This window comes from Corynebacterium sp. L4757 (assembly GCF_043673995.1).
Classification (GTDB): Bacteria; Actinomycetota; Actinomycetes; order Mycobacteriales; family Mycobacteriaceae; genus Corynebacterium.
Genome location: NZ_JBIMEN010000002.1, coordinates 225544 through 243250, shown reverse-complemented (window position 1 = coordinate 243250; position 17707 = coordinate 225544). Strand labels below are relative to the sequence as shown.

Below are 17707 nucleotides of genomic sequence, written 5' to 3'. Positions count from 1 at the left end.
TTTCCAAAACTTTTATTTTAGGAGAAACATGGCAAAGATTATCTGGACCCGCACTGACGAAGCGCCATTGCTCGCTTCCTACTCTTTCAAGCCAATCGTTGAAGCTTTCGCTTCCGTTGCTGGCATTGAGGTAGAGACCGCGGATATTTCCCTGGCTGCTCGTATCCTGGCTCAGTTCCCTGAGACCAAGGTTCCAGACGCACTGTCTGAGCTCGGTGAGCTGGCTAAGACTCCAGAAGCAAATATCGTTAAGCTTCCAAATATTTCTGCATCTGAGGTTCAGCTGCGCAAGGCTATTGCTGAGCTGCAGGCAGCTGGCTTTGACCTGCCAGAGTATGAGGACGCTAAGGACAAGTACGACGTAGCTAAGGGTTCCGCTGTGAACCCAGTTCTGCGTGAGGGTAACTCCGACCGTCGTGCACCACAGGCAGTCAAGAACTTTGCCAAGGCAAACCCACACCGCATGGGTGCTTGGACCGCTGATTCCAAGACCAACGTGGCAACCATGGAGGATAACGACTTCCGCCACAACGAAAAGTCCGTCATCATCGATGGTGATGACACCCTGACCATCAAGCACGTTGCAACCGACGGCACCGAGACCGTTCTGCTCGACGGCCTGAAGGTTCTGGACAAGGAAGTTATTGACGGCACCTTCATCTCCTCCAAGGCTTTGGATGAGTTCTTGAAGGCTCAGGTTGCACGCGCGAAGGAGGAGGGCGTTCTCTTCTCCGCTCACCTGAAGGCCACCATGATGAAGGTTTCTGACCCAATCATCTTCGGCCACGTTGTTCGCGCTTTCTTCGCAGACGTCTACGACAAGTACGGCGAGGAGCTGCTCGCAGCTGGCCTGAACGGCGAGAATGGCTTGGGCGCAATCTACACCGGTCTGGAGAAGCTGGACAATGGTGCAGAAATCAAGGCTGCTTTTGATGCTGCTCTGGAAAACGGTCCAGACCTGGCTATGGTTAACTCCCACAAGGGCATCACCAACCTGCACGTTCCATCGGATGTCATCATTGACGCTTCCATGCCAGCAATGATCCGTACCTCCGGCCACATGTGGAATAAGAACGATGAAGAGCAGGACACCCTCGCGGTTATCCCTGACTCCTCCTACGCTGGTGTCTACCAGGCAGTTATTGAGGACTGCAAGGCTAATGGCGCATATGACCCAACCACCATGGGTACCTCCCCTAACGTTGGTCTGATGGCTAAAAAGGCTGAGGAGTACGGCTCCCACAACAAGACCTTCAAGATTGCTGCTGACGGCGAAGTACAGGTTGTTAACACCGCTGGTGACGTTCTGATTTCCCACAACGTTGAGGAAAATGACATCTGGCGCGCATGCCAGACCAAGGATGCCCCAATCCAGGACTGGGTCAAGCTCGCTGTGAACCGCGCTCGCCTGTCCGGTATGAAGACCATCTTCTGGCTAGATTCTGAGCGTGCTCACGACCGCAACCTGATTGACCTGGTCAACAAGTACCTGGGCGATCACGACACCGAGGGCCTGGACATTGAAATCCTGTCCCCAGTTGAGGCAACCAAGGTCACCGTTGAGCGCATCCGCAAGGGTGAGGACACCATCTCCGTTACAGGTAACGTTCTGCGTGACTACAACACCGACCTCTTCCCAATTCTGGAGCTGGGCACCTCTGCAAAGATGCTGTCTGTTGTTCCACTGATGGCTGGCGGCGGCCTCTTTGAGACTGGTGCTGGCGGATCTGCTCCTAAGCACGTTGAGCAGGTTCAGGAAGAAAACCACCTGCGTTGGGACTCCCTCGGTGAGTTCCTGGCTCTGGCTGAGTCCTTCCGCCACGAGCAGCAGAACCACGGCAATGAGCGCGCCGGCGTTCTGGCCGCTGCACTCGACAACGCTACTGAGCGTCTGCTGACTGAAGGCTACTCCCCTTCCCGCAAGGTCAAGGAGATCGACAACCGCGGCTCCCACCTCTACCTGGCTGCATTCTGGGCTGAGGAATTGGCTAAGCAAACCGACGATGCTGAGTTGGCAGAAGGCTTCAAGGCATTCTCCGCGAAGCTCAATGAGAACCTCGACGCTATCGCACAGGAACTCATCGACATCCAGGGCCAGCCTGCTGACTTGGGCGGCTACTACTGGCCAAACGAGGACAAGACCACCGAGGTCATGCGTCCTTCCTCCAAGTACAACGAGATCCTGGAGTCTCTGAAGAAGTAGTTCTTCTTCCCGGCTAGCGCGCACACCGCGTGCTAGCGCGAGTACTTCACGCCCGCTTCATCATCCTTTCCTAGGAGATGAAGCGGGCGTGTTCGTTCTACCCCTCACAATTCGGAGCTCAAATTCAGAGTAGATTAGTCTTCTATGGCTAACCCACTACTTATCCCTTCTCAATTGCCGTACCAGCTGCCACCTTTTGCTGAGATTCGCGTTGAGCATTATCGTCCTGCTTTTGAAGAATCTCTCTCCCGTCACAATGCGGAGATTGCTGCAATTGTTGATAATTCTGAGTCCCCAACCTGGGCTAATACTGTAGAGGCTCTCGAGCGTTCTGGCCGTGATTTGGAACGGGTCATGTCAGTGTTCGGAAACCTATCGGGTACCGATATCACCGATGAGATGGTAGAGATTGGCGCGGAAATTTATCCGCAGCTCTCCACCCACATGGATGCAATTTATCAGAACGCGGCACTCTATGACCGCCTGAAGGCAGTCACTGCACCCGAAGATACTGAGTCCCAGCGCCTGCATGACCATTTGCTGCGTACCTTCGCGCGCAAGGGCGCAGAACTCAGCGATGAAGACAAGCACACGCTATCGGAGATTAACCAGCGCCTGTCCACCTTGTCTGAGGAATTCGGTCGCAATCTCATGACTGATACCAAAGAACGGGCCGTGCATTTTACTTCCGAGGAAGAACTCTCTGGCCTGCCGCAGGACCGCATTGATGCAGCAGCTGCATATGCCAAGGAAATCGGAAAGGAAGGCTACGTCTTCCCGCTCGAGCTGCCTTCCGTGCAATCCGAGCAACAGCGCCTAGCAGACCCATCATCCCGCGCAGCACTGTATGAGGCGGCACGCCTTCGCGGCACCGAATCCAACTCATCCGTACTCCTCGAGATGGCTCAGCTGCGCGCCCAGCGCGCGCAGCTTCTGGGATATGACACCCATGCGGACTACGTTATCGCTGAAGAAACCGCGAAGGAAGCCAGCGCGGTCTCCTCGATGCTGCGCGGCCTCGTCCCCGCGATTAACGCGAATGCGGCTGGTGAGCACAAGATCCTGGCCGAGGAAGCTGAGCTCAACGGCGAATCCTTCGGCCCCGCCGATTGGCCATACTGGGAATCCAAGGTCCGCGAACGCGACTTCGCCGTGGATGACAATGAGCTTCGCAAGTACTTCCCTCTGGATGCCGTGCTGGTTGATGGCGTCTTTGCCGCCGCCAAGCGTCTCTACGGCATCACGGTCATTCCGCGTGATGATTTGGAAGGTTATGCCGAGGGTGTGCGTGTATGGGAGGTCTTCGATGACGGCCAAGAGCAAGAACCCAACACCGGTATTGGGCTTTTCCTCACCGACTATTTCGGCCGCCCCACCAAGCGTGGCGGTGCGTGGATGTCCACGTTCATGGAGCAATCCCATCTACTTGGCACCCGCCCCGTGGTCATCAACGTCATGGGTATCTCACGCCCAGCAGATGGCTCCACGCCGTTGCTGAGCATCGATGAACTACACACCGTATTCCACGAATTTGGCCACGCATTGCATGGCTTGCTCTCAGATGTCCGCTACCCCACCTTCTCCGGCACCAATGTGCCGCGCGACTGGGTGGAATTCCCATCGCAGATCAATGAGAACTGGGCTCTTGACCCAGCGTTGGTCAAGAATTACGCCCGCCACGTGGAGACCGGTGAAGTCATCTCCGATGAACTGCTGGCCGCTGTTACTAAGGCATCTCAGTTCGGGCAGGGCTTTGCCACTGCCGAATATGTCGCGGCGTCCATTATTGACCTCGCGTGGCACTCACTCACGCCCGAAGAAGCAGCTCAGCTTCAGTCAACACCGGAAGCCATTGCGGACTTTGAGCAAGCCGCGCTTGCCGATGCCGGCATGGACATCGATTCCATCGCCCCACGCTATCGCTCAACTTATTTCCAGCACATCTTTGCCGGCGGCTATTCCGCGGGCTACTACTCCTACCTCTGGGCCGAGGCCCTCGACGCCGATGGCTTTGAATGGTTCCGCGAAAACCACGCCGCCACCTCGACCGACTCCCAGTCAGTCGACGATAACGCTGAAGCCACAGACGGTGTCAGTGATGACGCCGCCCGGCGCGCAGGCCAGCGTTTCCGCGACCTCATCCTGTCCACCGGCGCGTCTCGCGATTTCTCCGAGGTTTACTCGGAGCTTCGCGGCCGTGACAAGGACCTCACCCCACTACTAGTTCGCCGCGGCCTTAACACCCCAAGTTCCAACTAGTCCCCAAACACAAACGCCATTCAAGTGATATCAAAGCGAGCGGGAAAGTATCAGTGAAGATGCTTTCCCGCTCGCTTTTATCTCAGGTGATGGCTCTAGAAGGTCACTACCTTAAGTCTGACTCAAAGTAGGTCTTAAGCCTTATCGAGGTGTGCGCGGACGAACCAATGGAACTTCTCCAGCTCAGCGGACTGGCCGATGAGAATGTCCTCGGTGATTGGGTCGATTTCGCCGGAAGCCTTCAGCGAGCTGCGAACATTTTCAATCACGGTGGTGTACAGCTCATCGATTGCTGCCAGGTGGGTTTGGGTGTTAGCGCGGTTGACATCGTAGGTCAAAGAAGTACGGTCCTCAGCCTGCGCCTTTGGCGTACCCAGTGGCTCATAGCCCAAGGTGGATACACGTTCTGCGACTTCGTCTGCATAGCCGCGAACCAAATCAATTTGAGGATCCAGCATCTCGTGAACTGCAATGAAGTTCGGTCCCACAACATTCCAGTGGGCGTGCTTCAAAATCAGGTGCAGGTCATTGTAGTCATTCAGACGAGCCTGCAGCTCTTCCACGAGCTTCTTAGAATCAACATCGGACAATCCAGGAACAGTGTATTGAGTCATAACTTCATTATACGTCCAATTTAGTTTTATTGCATGTAATATCGATCCCATTTCCGCAGGTCAAGCCTTAGGTTAGACTAAGTTTCCCGTCGATGGATTAACCACAGCCTCATGAGTTTTATCTAGACTGGGACTATGAAAATCACACTCCATGGACATTCTTGTGTATCCGTCGCAACCGATGAAGGCGTCTTCGTTATTGACCCGGGCCCGGCATCCGACCTTTCGGTTCTCGCGTCCGCAGACGCAGTCCTTCTTACCCACGCGCATCCCGACCACGTGGATGCAGATACCGTCATCGCGTCTCAGCTTCCAGTCTGGGGCCCAGCCGATGCCGTAGGGCTGATTGGCCAAGGCACCGTTGTACGTCCCGGTGAGTCTTTTAGCTTGCTGGGCACGACCATTAACGCAGTAGGCGGCTTGCACCACGAGATTCATCCACGCCTGCCGCGCCCGGTTAATATCGGCTACTTCTTTAATGGCGTGCTGCACCCAGGTGATCAGTACATCAAGGGCTTGCACAACGTAGATGTGCTGTTGCTGCCCATTTCCGCACCGTGGGTGAAAAACTCTGAGGCGGCCGCCTATGCGCGCACGGTGTCAGCAACTCGCACCATCCCGATTCATGACGGCGTCTTGAGCGATTTCGGTCGCAAACTTTATGACAACGTCATGGTGAAGATGAAAGTCCCAGGCTATGCCCGGTTGCAGCAAGGCACCCCACTGGATCTCACGCAGCCTTTAGAATTGGATGAATGAGCCAAGATTCAAACGGTACATCATCCCGAGAATTCGACGTCGTCGTCTTCGGAGCAACCAGCTTTGTTGGGCGTCTTACTGCGGAGTATCTAGCAGAGAATCATCCGGAACTATCGCTCGCGCTGGCAGGACGCAATGAGACCAAGCTCAGCGCGCTTGGTTTAGGTCTGCCGGTACTACTTGCCGATGCCACCGACACCGCCGCCCTAAGCACCCTAGCGCAGCGCACAAGGGTGCTTATTTCTACCGTCGGTCCGTATACGCATTATGGAGATGAAGTGGTCAAAGCCTGCGTCGAGGCCGGTACCCATTATGTCGATCTGTGCGGTGAAGCGCTCTTCATCCGCCGGAATATCGATGGGCTCCACGAGAAAGCCCGGGCCAACGGTGCGAAGATCGTGCACTCCTGTGGTTTTGATTCGGTCCCTTCGGATATGGGGCTATTCCACCTGCATGAGAAATCGGGCGCCACTTTTACCGATGTCACCATGGCCGTTGAGCACCTTCAAGGTGGATTATCGGGCGGCACGATTGATTCAATGCGCGCGGTCAGTACTGATGCCAAGAAGATGGAAAAAGGCGGTGCCATCTTGCACAGCCCTTATACGCTTTCGCCTGACCACAAAACGGAACCGGACTTAGGCGAACAAAAGGACATGGAGGTCACCTTCGATCCACTCCTTCGGCAGTGGACTGGGCCATTCTTTATGGCCATGTTCAATACCCGCATTGTGCGCCGCACTAATACCTTGCGCGGCTACGCCTATGGCGAGCAGCTACGCTATCGCGAAGCAATCACCACTGGCACTGGCATCGCCGGGCGCATTAAGGCAGGTGCGCTCTTCGCTATCACCGCGCTTGGTTTCGCAGCGGTAATGAATAAACGCCTAGCTCGCTTTCTTCCCCAGCCTGGTGATGGCCCCAAAGACTTGGACAAGGGTGGTTTCACCATCACCCACGTCGGCCGCACCGAATCCGGGGCGTTACATACCGCGACAGTCATCGCCGAAGGAGATCCCGGCTACCGCGTAACGTCCATGATGCTGGGTGAAGCCGCTGCCACGCTTGCCACCAACCCGAAAGGCATGCCCGACGTCCTCGGCGGCATTCTTACTCCTGCAACGGCACTCGGTGCGCCATACCGGGATGCATTGCACGCACATGGAATGAGATTCAAATAGACCGCTTACCCTAGCCAACAATACCGCTTTGTCTATTTTTATTCTTGCACTGCCAGCACGTTCGGGTTTGTGGCTGTAGGACACGCGTTTGCGCGAGTACGGTGCCAAGTATGACTAAATACGACAACAGCAATTTTGAAAACTGGTCCATCGAAACCCGTGCATTGCACGTAGGTCAGGACCTAGACGGCAATGCCAACTCCCGTAATGTGCCGATTCATCAGACCACTTCTTATGTCTTTGATTCCGCGGAGCATGCCGCTAACCGCTTCAATCTGTCCGATGCCGGACCAATTTACACCCGCCTGACCAACCCAACTGTGGACGCATTGGAACAGCGTATCGCTAGCTTGGAAGGCGGCGTTGCCGCTGTAGCTTTTGCATCCGGACAAGCAGCACAAACTGCAGCGATTTTCACCCTGGCATCCGCAGGCGACCACATTGTCTCCTCCCCTCGTCTCTACGGTGGCACCAATACCTTGTTCACCATCACCCTGGCTCGTTTGGGCATTGAGGTCACCCTGGTAGCAAACCCAGATGATCCACAGTCCTGGGCCGACGCGGTCAAGCCAAACACCAAGGCTTTCTATGGTGAAACCTTTGGCAACCCGGTCGCCGATATTCTTGATATCCCAGCTATCGCAGAAGTTGCACACGCGCATCAGGTCCCACTGATCGTGGATAACACCATCGCAACTGCTGCCGTATCTCGCCCACTTGAGCTCGGTGCGGACATCGTCGTGGCATCGACCACCAAGTTCTACTCCGGCAACGGTTCTTCTGTCGGCGGCGTTATTGTCGATGGCGGAAAGTTCGACTGGACTGTTGAGCGTGATGGCCAGGCAGTCTTCCCTTATTTCGTTAACCCGGATCCGGCATACCACGGCTTGAAGTACGCAGACCTTGGCGCACCAGCATTCGCGCTCAAGACGCGCGCTGGCTTGCTGCGTGACACCGGTGCATCATTGTCCCCATTTAATGCGTGGATCACCCTCTCCGGTCTCGAGACTCTGCAGCTGCGTATCGATAAGCATGGAGAAAACGCACAAAAGGTTGCTGAGTACCTCGAAGCACACGATAAGGTCACCAAGGTCAACTATGCCGGCCTGGCGTCCAGCCCATACAAGGACGTTAAAGAACGTTTGGGCTACACCTCCACCGGTTCAGTTCTTTCCTTCGAGATTGACGGCGGTAAGGATGAAGCATGGGCATTCATTGATGCGCTAAAGCTGCACTCCAACCTGGCAAATATCGGTGATACCCGCTCCCTCGTCGTACACCCAGCCACCACCACTCACTCCCAGTCCGATGAAGAAGGCCTGCGCGTAGCTGGTATTACTCAGTCGACTGTTCGCCTGTCCGTTGGTATTGAAAATATCGATGACATCATCGCTGACCTCGAATTGGGATTCGCCGCGCTCTAATGGTTTCACTGCACATTTCGCTTGCCGATGAAGGCGTTCTCACCAAAGTCAACATTGGCTCTTTCACCACCGAAGCAGGGGCTGAGATCCCAGATGTTGATATCGCTTATCAGCGCTGGGGTGAGTACCGTGGCTCCAATGTCTTGCTCATTGAGCATGCATTGACCGGTGATTCAGACGTTGCTACGTGGTGGGGCGATCTCGTTGGACCTGGCAAGGCGCTAGATACCAATACCTGGTGCGTTGTTGCCACCAATGTGCTGGGCGGCTGCACCGGCAGCACCGGACCGAGCTCCGAATACCAGGGTCGGCCTTATGGCTCCCGCTTTCCCGCGATTTCTATCCGTGACCAGGTTGAAGTTGAAAAGCTTTTCTTGGATGCACTGGGAGTTACGGAAGTGCATGCGGTCATCGGTGGATCCATGGGTGGTGCCCGCACTCTCGAGTGGACTTTGCTTTACCCAGAAATGGTGCAAGCAGCGTGCGTGATTGCGGTGTCTGCACGTGCTTCGGCATGGCAGATTGGTATTCAGTCCGCGCAGATTTCTGCCATTGAGCGTGATCCTGATTGGAATGGTGGCGATTATTACGGTTCAACCGGCCCTGCCGAAGGCTTGGCTGCTGCACGCCGTCTTGCGCATCTCACCTATCGCGGTGAAATGGAAATCGATGAGCGCTTTGGCACCTCAGCCCAAGCGGGTGAAAATCCGCTCGGTCCTTATCGCGAGAAGAACCAGCGTTTCGCCGTGAACTCTTATCTGGATTACCAGGGACAGAAACTCACCGAACGCTTCGATGCTGGTTCCTATGTGATTTTGACCGAGTCTCTCAATCGCCACGATATTGGGCGTGGCCGCGGTGGTTTGAATAAAGCACTCGCATCCTCCCAAGTTCCGACCATGGTTGTGGGTGTGGATACCGACATTTTGTACCCATACCACCAGCAGGAACACATCTCCCGCAACCTCGGCAATCTTCTGGCGATGGCGAAGCTCTCCTCCCCCGTCGGCCATGATGCTTTCTTGGTTGAAGGGCGTCAGATGGATAGGATTCTGCGTAATTTCATCAAACAAACGCTGCCTGAAGGCGAAGATGAAGTGGATGGTCGCGAATTTCACTTCGGCGACGAATACGTCATCTAACTGGGGAGCTAGTGTTTTACCACTAACTCCCCAGGAAATCAGCTGCTTTCATTAGCTGCCCAGCGAATCGACTGAGGCCGAAAGCCACAGCAGGGCTGCGCCCATGCATGCGGTGAAAATGGAGTCGAAGCGGCGCGAGCGCACCGCAAAGACTCCGACCCTGCGGGAATCACAGGTTAAACGAACCGCGGTCAGCCACACCATCGCTGCCCCCAGCACGAAGGTGGCACGGCGCCAGTGTTCCATCAGACTCAAAACGCCAGAGACCACCACAGCCGCGCAAAATAGGCCGATGAACGTCCACTGCAGCCAACCTGGAAGCGGCGATGGCTTCAGGTTGACGTCATGTGGATTGGATACTGGCAGCATAGAAATGGCGATTCAGCCCTTAATTTCCAGTTGCTTCCGCAAGCTTTTCAGCGCGCTCAACAATATTGGAGACTAGGAAGGTACGGGTCAAAGGACCAACGCCGCCTGGGTTCGGGGAAATGTATCCGGCCTTCTCCCATACGTCTGGGTGGACGTCACCAGCCAGCTTGCCATCAACGCGGGAAACACCGACGTCGAGGATAGCTGCACCTTCTTTGATCATGTCTGCGGTCAGCATGTGTGGTTGGCCCGCAGCAGCGATGATGATGTCTGCGGCCTGAGTTTCTGCCTTCAAATCCTTAGTGCCGGTGTGGCACAAAGTCACGGTCGCGTTCTCGCTGCGACGGGTCAGCATCAGACCAATTGGGCGACCCACTGTGACACCACGGCCGATGACGACGACTTTCGCGCCGTTGATCTCAATGCCATAGCGGCGCAGCAAAGAAATGCAGCCATTTGGAGTACAAGGCAAAGGCGCGTCTTCATTGAGCACCAGCTTGCCCAGGTTGACTGGGTGCAGGCCATCCGCGTCCTTGTCTGGGTCAATGAGTTCCAGGATGCGGTTTTCATTGAGGTGCTTAGGCAGTGGCAGCTGCACGATGTAACCAGTGACATTCTCATCAGCGTTGAGCTCAGCAATGACTGCTTCGAGCTCTTCTTGGGTGGTGTCTTCTGGCAGGTCCTTGCGGATGGACGCGATACCGAGTTCTTCGCAATCGCGGTGCTTCATCTTCACATAGGAATGTGAGCCTGGATCTTCACCGACCAGGACGGTGGCCAATCCTGGCTTTTTATCTAGCGCGGCAACCCGCTTCTTAAGGTCTTCAAATAGCTCGGCGCGGTACAGTTTTCCATCCAAAGTGGTTGCAGTCATGGACACCATCATAAACTTATCGTTATGCCGTTACACATCGTGTTCGATAATCCTGTCATTCCCACCAATACTGGCAACGCTATTCGCACTGCCGCGGTCACTGGTGCGAAGCTTCATCTAGTGGAACCATTGGGCTTCAATTTCGATGATAAGCATCTCAAACGTGCAGGCCTTGACTATCATGACCTCGCAGATATGCAGATCCATGCCGACTTTGACGCGTGCATGGACGCGCTTCCCGGCGCGCGTGTTTTCGCGTTTACGACGTCTGCAACTAAATGGTTCAGTGATGTCGAATACACCGATGGGGACGTTTTGCTTTTTGGCACCGAACCAACTGGTTTGCCGGCTGAGCACCTGGCGCACCCACGCATCACCGAGGAAGTCCGTATTCCAATGGTGCCCGCACGCCGCTCGATGAATCTCTCTAATGCTGCCTCGACTGCTGTGTACGAGGCCTGGCGCCAGCTCGGCTTCCCCGGCGGGGTCTAACTGTAGCTTTCCGGCAAGCGGTCATAAATGTTGCCTGTGATCCATACGATGATGCAGAATGCGTATCACCTCGAGATGGCTTTCTTGATGGCGGTAGAAGATAATGTGACTGCCTACCGCGTAGCTCATATAGCCTGCGCGGACATCGTCGCGGCGACGACCACGGGCGACAGCTTCCGTGACTCGTTCAAGCGCCCGTTGAATCTCTCGAAGGTATTTCTCTGCTTGCGCTGAACTCCATTGCTCTTCGGTAAAGTTCCAGATTGCTGACAAATCACGCTGCGCTGCTGGAGTTAGTAAATATTTGCTCACAACGTTTTTGAAGCAATGAACGCATCGAAATCAAATTCTTCCGCCGCACCACTCTCTTCACCCGCAATAAGCGCTGTCCGCAGAGCGCTCAGCTGTACTTCACGCTCTTCGAGCAACCTCAGTCCAGCACGAATAGCCTCGCTAACTGACGAATATCTGCCTGATTCCACCTGTTCAGCAAGAAACTGTGCGAAGTGATCATCAAGACTGATGGATGTATTTGTTGCCATAGCGCGAGATTACCAAAATTTGGTACCTCTCAACACCCCTACTCGAGCATCGGCTTTCCTCTACCGTCTACACCAGCTCGGCTCCCTAGGCGGGGCTAATCCGACCTCTATTCGCATTCAAACCTTTCAACCCATCCGACTATCTCGAAACGGTTGAATACGTGGCGACATACCTTGAAGCAACCATCGAAGAATACGGAGATGATTCTGCAGCAATTAAGCGCGCTTTGAATAACATCGCCCGCTCCCGAAACTTCAGCGAAATTGCCCGGCAAGCTGGAATGAGCAGGGAGGGTCTGTACAAGACTCTGTCTGAAGACGGGAATCCGAGTTTAGCCACCGTCATCAAGGTTTCTCACGCTTTAGGCCTCAAGCTTCGATTCGTAGCTGCTTGAAGTTCTTAGTCCTCTTCTTCAGAAACCTCACCGTAGGATTCTTCGACTTCGGCGATGGTGGGTTGACTCGCTGAGGCCATGGCGGGCAGCTTACGTGCGCGCAGCCTATCCATCAATGCAATGCAATCGGGGTATTCCAGGTCTTCGCCGGCTAGTGTTGCTGGTCCTGCGACCATCTCGAATGCGACGGTACCGAGTCCCAATGCCTGGCGAATAGGACCAGCCTTGAAGGTTAGCTCTTGAACGTGCGATGCGGTCACGGCAGTTACGCGTCGATTTATCCGCCCGGCGTGGGTAATGGCGATGGCGTCATCATCAATCAGCGTGACCGCTTGCTTGTTGTGATCCAGTGGTGAGGACCAGAACGCGCGCTTGGGTGAAGTGAACTCCGCATTGTTGAAGCCTTCCGGCTGCGCGTAGGTTTCAATCTGTTCGGCGCTCAAATCGCTGACTCGCTCAAAGAGTTTCATGGCTAGTTCCCTATTGCCTACCGGCAGGATGCGCGTCGAACCGGACTGCGCGCCACCGCTAGCGCGGCCATAGCCGGCCACAGAAACATTGACTTCATACCAACCCAGCATCCGCCACAGCAGTGGCTGGGTGACGCGCACGCCGTGGATGCGCTCGATACGGATGGACTGACGGCGGCGGTCTGCCAAGCCATAGGCAATGTTGAGCGTGTTTTCTTCCTCATTAACTTGAGCATTAAAGCGCCATGAGGAATCCAGCAGACCCCACACACCGGGAACAATACCGACCAAAATCGGGATGACGGTGCTCAGCGGCACTGGGGTCACGATGATGACAATGATGAATGCAAGGGTCAATATCGTTGTAAATCTTAGCGCCGCTGCCGCGAGTGAACGCCGAATGGGAATCTCCGGAACGATTTCCGGGTGTTGCTTTTCCGCACCGAGTACCGCTGTTCGCTGCATACCTGTCGTCCCAGTGACGCCAGATTTTGCCTCATCCGGCGCCACGCCTTCTTCTTCGGCTAGTGCCGCGATGGCTTCTTCTGGCTCGGCACGACCGTCAACCACGCCATGCACATGCGCGAGGACTTCCAGGCGAAGTGCTTCAGCTTCTGCTTTCTTGAGGTAGGCCACCTCAATCACTGAGGAGGTACCGCCGGCGGTTTCCACGCGGACGGATGCGAGCCCGAAGATACGCGCGATGAGGTTTTCCACCACATCCACGGCCTGGGTTCGGTCATAACGAGCAGAGCGTAAAGACTTTGAGAGCACGCCACGGCGAATGGAGATTTCTTCATCATCGAGTTTGAATCCTAAACGCCGCCACCACAGTCCGGAGACTACCCAGATGAGAATGCACAGCACGATGAATCCGCCAAACGCAATCGCGGTGCCGCGCATCGCTTCACCGAGATGACCATCGGTAAAGAAGGTGTAGATATCCCCCAGCATCTCCAGATTGATCTGCAGGATAAAGACAGTCAGGATGGCCAGAATCACCGACCAAAAGCGCAGCAGTGGGGTTAACCGGTGAACGCGGCGATAACCGTCGTCTTCATCGACAATCTCGGTGGTGTCCTCGGCAGTCGTGGTGGGTTCGTCAGGTTCTTCGTGGGCAGCGTGTTTTCCGTATGCTTCGCTCACAGCCCGCTCATCCTCTCGCGTGCCTTTTCGGCCAGGCGCTCACGCAAGGCATCGGCAGTTTCGCTTTCGAGGCCTTTGATGGTGGCATCAGTGCCAGCAGAAGCGGTGTGTAGCTTGACGGTTTTCAGACCGTACATGCGCGCGATGGGACCAGATGAAACATCCACGAATTGGATACGGCCATAAGGGACCACGGTGAATCGGTGCCATAAACGACCCTTGGTAATGAGCAGCTCATCATCGGTTTCTTGCCAGCCCATGAGTTTGACCTGTGATGGGATAAGCCAGAGCAGCCAGAAAATCAGGGCGACGAAAACACCCGCCGCGATGTAGAAAGACCAATGCAGAAAGTAGCCTGCGATGCCAGCGCCAATCGCTAAAATCGCCATCCAGGAAAGGTTGACAATATAGCGGGCTTTGGTGAGATCCGGGGAGACCGGATTCATTCCTTCGGGGACAACATCGCGTGAGCTCATGAGGTTCCACCTTAATGGAAATCTCTACTACCCCGCGATAGGAAACTGCCCACATCAAGTGCTTCTAATTTATCGGCCGTCACGGTCGCTGCCCCATTGGCATTAGAGACAATCCCACGAATCAGCAAAGCCTTCGCCGTGCGCGCCACCACCTTATTGCGCTTCCACAGCCCGGGAGTCACCATCACGTTGATCAGCCCGGTTTCATCCTCCAATCCGAAGAAGGTCACGCCGCTGGCCGTTTGCGGACGCTGACGGTGAGTCACAATACCCGCGACACGAATCCGCGAGCCATCCTCAGCCTTCATCAACTCTTCTGCTTTTAATACACCCGGCGGGCGAATGAGCTGCATCGGCTGCAGGTTATGCGTCACACCGGTGGAAGAAATATCGGTGGCCACCAGCTCCATCAGGCTCATACCGGGCAGCGCCGGTGCTTCCGTAATAGTCAGTCCCGGCAGCATGCCGTCTTTCTCCGTTGCCGCCACGCGCGCATTCCACAACGCCTGACGGCGAGTGAGCCCAAAGCAATCCAACGCCCCGGCTTTAGCGAGTGCTTCCATATTTGCCGTATTCAAATCAGCCCGGCGCGCCAAGTCCGCCATGTCTTTATACGGCGCATTGGCCTCAATGCGGTCGGTGACTTTGCTTAGTCCCTGCACCAGGTTCAGCCCGATCCTGATGGCAAAATCTTCCTTGGGTCCCTCGGCGTTTGTGCCGTCTTGTGGTTGGATTCGCTCGAGGCGGGCTTCGGTGCCGGAGGCGTTGACATCGGCAGGCAAAATGCGCACGCCGTGCCGGCGGGCATCTTGGATAAGCGACTGCGGGGAGTAAAAACCCATCGGTTGCGCGCGCAGCAAACCCACGCAGAATTCTGCTGGATAGTAGTGCTTAAACCAGGCAGAGAAATACACCAGGGACGCAAAAGACTGCGCGTGGGACTCGGGGAAACCATAGGCGGCAAAGGCCACAATCTTATTCCACAAGGTCAAGGCGACCTCGCCCTCAATCTGGTTGGTCTCCCACAAGCCAGTAAAGAAACGCTGGCGCAGGGCTTCCATACGCTCCGGGGAACGTTTAGAACCCATCGCGCGGCGCAGCTCATCCGCCTCAGCGCCGGAAAAGCCCGCGGCGTCCACGGCAATCTGCATCAACTGTTCCTGAAATAACGGAATGCCTAAAGTCTTGCCCAAAGACTTCTCCAACACCGGATGGTCATAGGTAATTTCCTCTTCCCCATTGCGCCGACGCAAATAAGGGTGCACCGAACCACCCTGAATAGGGCCGGGGCGAATGAGTGCGACTTCCACCACCAGGTCAAAGAAGCGGCGCGGCTTAAGCCTCGGCAGGGTGGCTAACTGTGCGCGGGATTCCACCTGGAATACGCCGACGGCATCAGCGCGCGACAGCATGGCATAAACCTCCGGATCAGCTAAATCCAGCTCCCACAGGTTGATGGTCTTATTACGGGTTTCTTGCACCAAATCCACCATGTGGTGAATAGCTTCCAACATGCCCAGACCGAGCAAGTCGAATTTCACCAATCCGGCCGCAGCGCAGTCATCTTTATCCCACTGCAGCACCGAACGGTCTTCCATGCGCGCCCACTCCATGGGCACAACATCAGCAATCGGGCGGTCACATAAGACCATGCCGCCAGAGTGAATGCCTAAGTGCCGTGGCTGCCCACGGAATTTCTCCGCTAGGTGCGAGACGTCCTCGGGTGGATCGGCAATGCCTTTAGACCAGGCATCACCGGCGCCTTGCGGGTAGCCCAAAGCACGCGCCGCATCACGCAATGCACCTTTGCGGCGGTAGGTAATCACATTTGCTACCTGCGCTGCACGGTCGCGGCCATAGTAGTTATAGACATACTGGATAACCTCCTCACGCCGGCCAGATTCAATATCCACGTCAATATCCGGCGGGCCATCACGGTCCGGCGAGAGAAAACGCTCGAATAAAAGCTGCGCGGAAATCGGCTCCGCATTCGTAATCCCCAGCACAAAACACACCACTGAGTTCGCCGCCGAACCACGCCCCTGGCACAAAATATTGGCATCTCGGCAAAAATCCACGATGTCAGTGACAATCAAGAAATAGCCCGGAAAACCAAGCTTCTCAATCACCGCCAGCTCATGCTCAATCTGCGCCTTCGCCTTCGCCCAAGACTTCGGGTGCGCACGATAGCGCTCCGGGGCGCGCCGGGTGACCATCTCGCGCAACCAGCTCATCTCATCAAAACCATCCGGCACATCGCGATTCGGCAGGTTCGGGGCCAACGCGTCCCAGGTAAAAGCGCATTGCTTAGCAAGTGCCACTGAATAAGCAATTTCTTCAACCCGGTTCGGCAACAGCGTTCGCATCTGCTGACCTGAGCGCAGCCACTGCGCGCCCATCGGGTGCTGGGCTGGTTCGGCATTCTCTAAAGACTCACGCCGCGCCAACGCACGTTTGGCCGCTGCCAGGCGCGCATCATTACGGGTAGCAGCGCCGGGCTGAGCGGTAGCGATGGCGCGCAGGCCCATGCGGGCGCGCATCTCATCGAGCGTCTCATGATGATCGGTATCTTCCGGCGTGGATGAGGCAACATATTCCAACACGACGTTGTTGGCCCCGAAATCCGTAACCAGCTGCTCGATGTCATCCGCCCATTCAAAGCCAGCAATAATCACGCACTCATTACCCAATTGCTTAGCAACCTCATGTTGTAGCGGGTACCGCACTTCGTCCTTCTCCCCCGTGGACATGCGGGCTTGTGCCACTAGCCGCGATAGCCGCCGGTACCCTTCCGGCCCACGCGCCAGTGCAAGCAAACCTGGGCCGATGGATAATTCCACGCCATAAACCGTAGGCAGATCCTGCAGCGCAGCGGCCTCCGCGAATTTCATCAGGCCATAAAAGCCATCCCGGTCCACAATCGCCAGCGCATTCAAGCCCAATTCAACAGCACGTTCGACTACCTCCTCCGGCTCAGAAGCTCCAGATAAGAAGGCATAACAAGAACTCGCGTGCAGCTCAGCAAATGGAACCAGAGCGCTCGCGGCTTTCCCGCCAGCACAGCCCGCTTGTCCGCGTTTCTCATCATCCACCGGCACGGGCGCACCATAAACTGGCACGGGAGTAGGTCCTGGCCGTCCGGATAAAATCCTCTCAATCCGGGACCAGGATAGCTGACTTCCGCCATTGAACCTCATGAACAAAACATTACACCAAATACGAAAGCATGTTCTAATTTTTCAGCCAGGGCAAGCATCGGCAAGCAGGCGCTAGCAAAAATCGGCAGGAAACAGTGCGGTCTATTAATATTCAGCAGGACACAGAAGGGTATAAACGCTGGTTGCAGGCAGGGAAAACGCTA

At 55.6% G+C, this 17707-nt stretch carries 16 protein-coding genes; 8 read left to right on the top strand and 8 right to left on the bottom strand.

The window, feature by feature from the left end; all coding sequences use genetic code 11:
• Positions 1–28: 28 nt before the first annotated feature.
• Positions 29–2203: an NADP-dependent isocitrate dehydrogenase gene (locus ACG98I_RS03620; RefSeq protein WP_394718466.1), complete on the top strand. Its 2175-nt coding sequence runs from the start codon at positions 29–31 to the stop codon at positions 2201–2203.
• Positions 2204–2347: 144 nt separating this feature from the next.
• Positions 2348–4462 (top strand): M3 family metallopeptidase, encoded by a 2115-nt coding sequence (locus ACG98I_RS03615; RefSeq protein WP_394718464.1) that lies wholly within the window; start codon positions 2348–2350, stop codon positions 4460–4462.
• Positions 4463–4596: 134 nt separating this feature from the next.
• Here ACG98I_RS03615 and dps read toward each other — a convergent pair whose 3' ends face one another.
• Positions 4597–5076, bottom strand: coding sequence for a DNA starvation/stationary phase protection protein Dps (gene dps, locus ACG98I_RS03610; protein WP_394718462.1), 480 nt, complete (start codon positions 5074–5076; stop codon positions 4597–4599).
• 135 nt (positions 5077–5211) lie between these two features.
• On the opposite strand from dps, the gene ACG98I_RS03605 reads away from it, so the two are divergent.
• From ACG98I_RS03605 to ACG98I_RS03590, 4 genes are all read left to right on the top strand, one after another.
• The gene (locus ACG98I_RS03605) at positions 5212–5835 is read left to right on the top strand and encodes an MBL fold metallo-hydrolase (RefSeq protein ID WP_394718460.1); all 624 of its coding nucleotides are present in this window, start codon (positions 5212–5214) and stop codon (positions 5833–5835) included.
• A complete protein-coding gene (locus tag ACG98I_RS03600) occupies positions 5832–7016 on the top strand; it encodes a saccharopine dehydrogenase family protein (protein ID WP_394718458.1) in 1185 nt (394 codons plus the stop codon). The genes ACG98I_RS03605 and ACG98I_RS03600 overlap by 4 nt, the downstream gene beginning before the upstream one ends.
• A 110-nt stretch (positions 7017–7126) precedes the next feature.
• Positions 7127–8440: an O-acetylhomoserine/O-acetylserine sulfhydrylase gene (locus ACG98I_RS03595; RefSeq protein ID WP_394718457.1), complete on the top strand. Its 1314-nt coding sequence runs from the start codon at positions 7127–7129 to the stop codon at positions 8438–8440.
• Complete coding sequence (locus tag ACG98I_RS03590) at positions 8440–9582, top strand: homoserine O-acetyltransferase (RefSeq protein ID WP_394718455.1); 1143 nt, start codon at positions 8440–8442, stop codon at positions 9580–9582. Before ACG98I_RS03595 ends, ACG98I_RS03590 begins: the two co-directional genes overlap by 1 nt.
• Before the next feature lie 51 nt (positions 9583–9633).
• Here ACG98I_RS03590 and ACG98I_RS03585 read toward each other — a convergent pair whose 3' ends face one another.
• Both ACG98I_RS03585 and ACG98I_RS03580 read right to left on the bottom strand, forming a co-directional pair.
• Positions 9634–9951 carry a DUF3017 domain-containing protein gene (locus ACG98I_RS03585; RefSeq protein ID WP_394718454.1) on the bottom strand — a complete coding sequence of 106 codons (318 nt, stop codon included), beginning with the start codon at positions 9949–9951 and terminating at the stop codon, positions 9634–9636.
• 19 nt (positions 9952–9970) lie between these two features.
• Positions 9971–10825, bottom strand: coding sequence for a bifunctional methylenetetrahydrofolate dehydrogenase/methenyltetrahydrofolate cyclohydrolase (locus tag ACG98I_RS03580; RefSeq protein ID WP_394718452.1), 855 nt, complete (start codon positions 10823–10825; stop codon positions 9971–9973).
• 24 nt (positions 10826–10849) lie between these two features.
• Here ACG98I_RS03580 and ACG98I_RS03575 point away from each other — a divergent pair, with 24 nt between their 5' ends.
• Positions 10850–11317 (top strand): tRNA (cytidine(34)-2'-O)-methyltransferase, encoded by a 468-nt coding sequence (locus tag ACG98I_RS03575; protein WP_394718450.1) that lies wholly within the window; start codon positions 10850–10852, stop codon positions 11315–11317.
• 21 nt (positions 11318–11338) lie between these two features.
• On the opposite strand, the gene ACG98I_RS03570 is transcribed toward ACG98I_RS03575, so the two are convergent.
• On the bottom strand, positions 11339–11629 hold the full coding sequence (locus ACG98I_RS03570) for a type II toxin-antitoxin system RelE/ParE family toxin (protein ID WP_394718448.1): 291 nt from the start codon (positions 11627–11629) through the stop codon (positions 11339–11341).
• Complete coding sequence (locus tag ACG98I_RS03565) at positions 11626–11859, bottom strand: type II toxin-antitoxin system ParD family antitoxin (RefSeq protein WP_394718447.1); 234 nt, start codon at positions 11857–11859, stop codon at positions 11626–11628. The genes ACG98I_RS03570 and ACG98I_RS03565 overlap by 4 nt, the downstream gene beginning before the upstream one ends.
• Positions 11860–11957: 98 nt before the next feature.
• On the opposite strand from ACG98I_RS03565, the gene ACG98I_RS03560 reads away from it, so the two are divergent.
• Positions 11958–12254: an addiction module antidote protein gene (locus tag ACG98I_RS03560; RefSeq protein ID WP_394718828.1), complete on the top strand. Its 297-nt coding sequence runs from the start codon at positions 11958–11960 to the stop codon at positions 12252–12254.
• 5 nt (positions 12255–12259) lie between these two features.
• Here the strand turns inward: ACG98I_RS03560 and ACG98I_RS03555 are convergent, their stop codons facing one another.
• The 3 genes from ACG98I_RS03555 to ACG98I_RS03545 all read right to left on the bottom strand — a co-directional run bounded on the left by ACG98I_RS03555 (position 12260) and on the right by ACG98I_RS03545 (position 17543).
• A complete protein-coding gene (locus tag ACG98I_RS03555) occupies positions 12260–13678 on the bottom strand; it encodes a PH domain-containing protein (protein WP_394718826.1) in 1419 nt (472 codons plus the stop codon).
• Positions 13679–13866: 188 nt separating this feature from the next.
• Positions 13867–14346 carry a PH domain-containing protein gene (locus ACG98I_RS03550; protein WP_394718445.1) on the bottom strand — a complete coding sequence of 160 codons (480 nt, stop codon included), beginning with the start codon at positions 14344–14346 and terminating at the stop codon, positions 13867–13869.
• A gap of 11 nt (positions 14347–14357) precedes the next feature.
• Positions 14358–17543 carry an error-prone DNA polymerase gene (locus ACG98I_RS03545; RefSeq protein WP_394718443.1) on the bottom strand — a complete coding sequence of 1062 codons (3186 nt, stop codon included), beginning with the start codon at positions 17541–17543 and terminating at the stop codon, positions 14358–14360.
• Between the last annotated feature and the right edge of the window lie 164 nt (positions 17544–17707).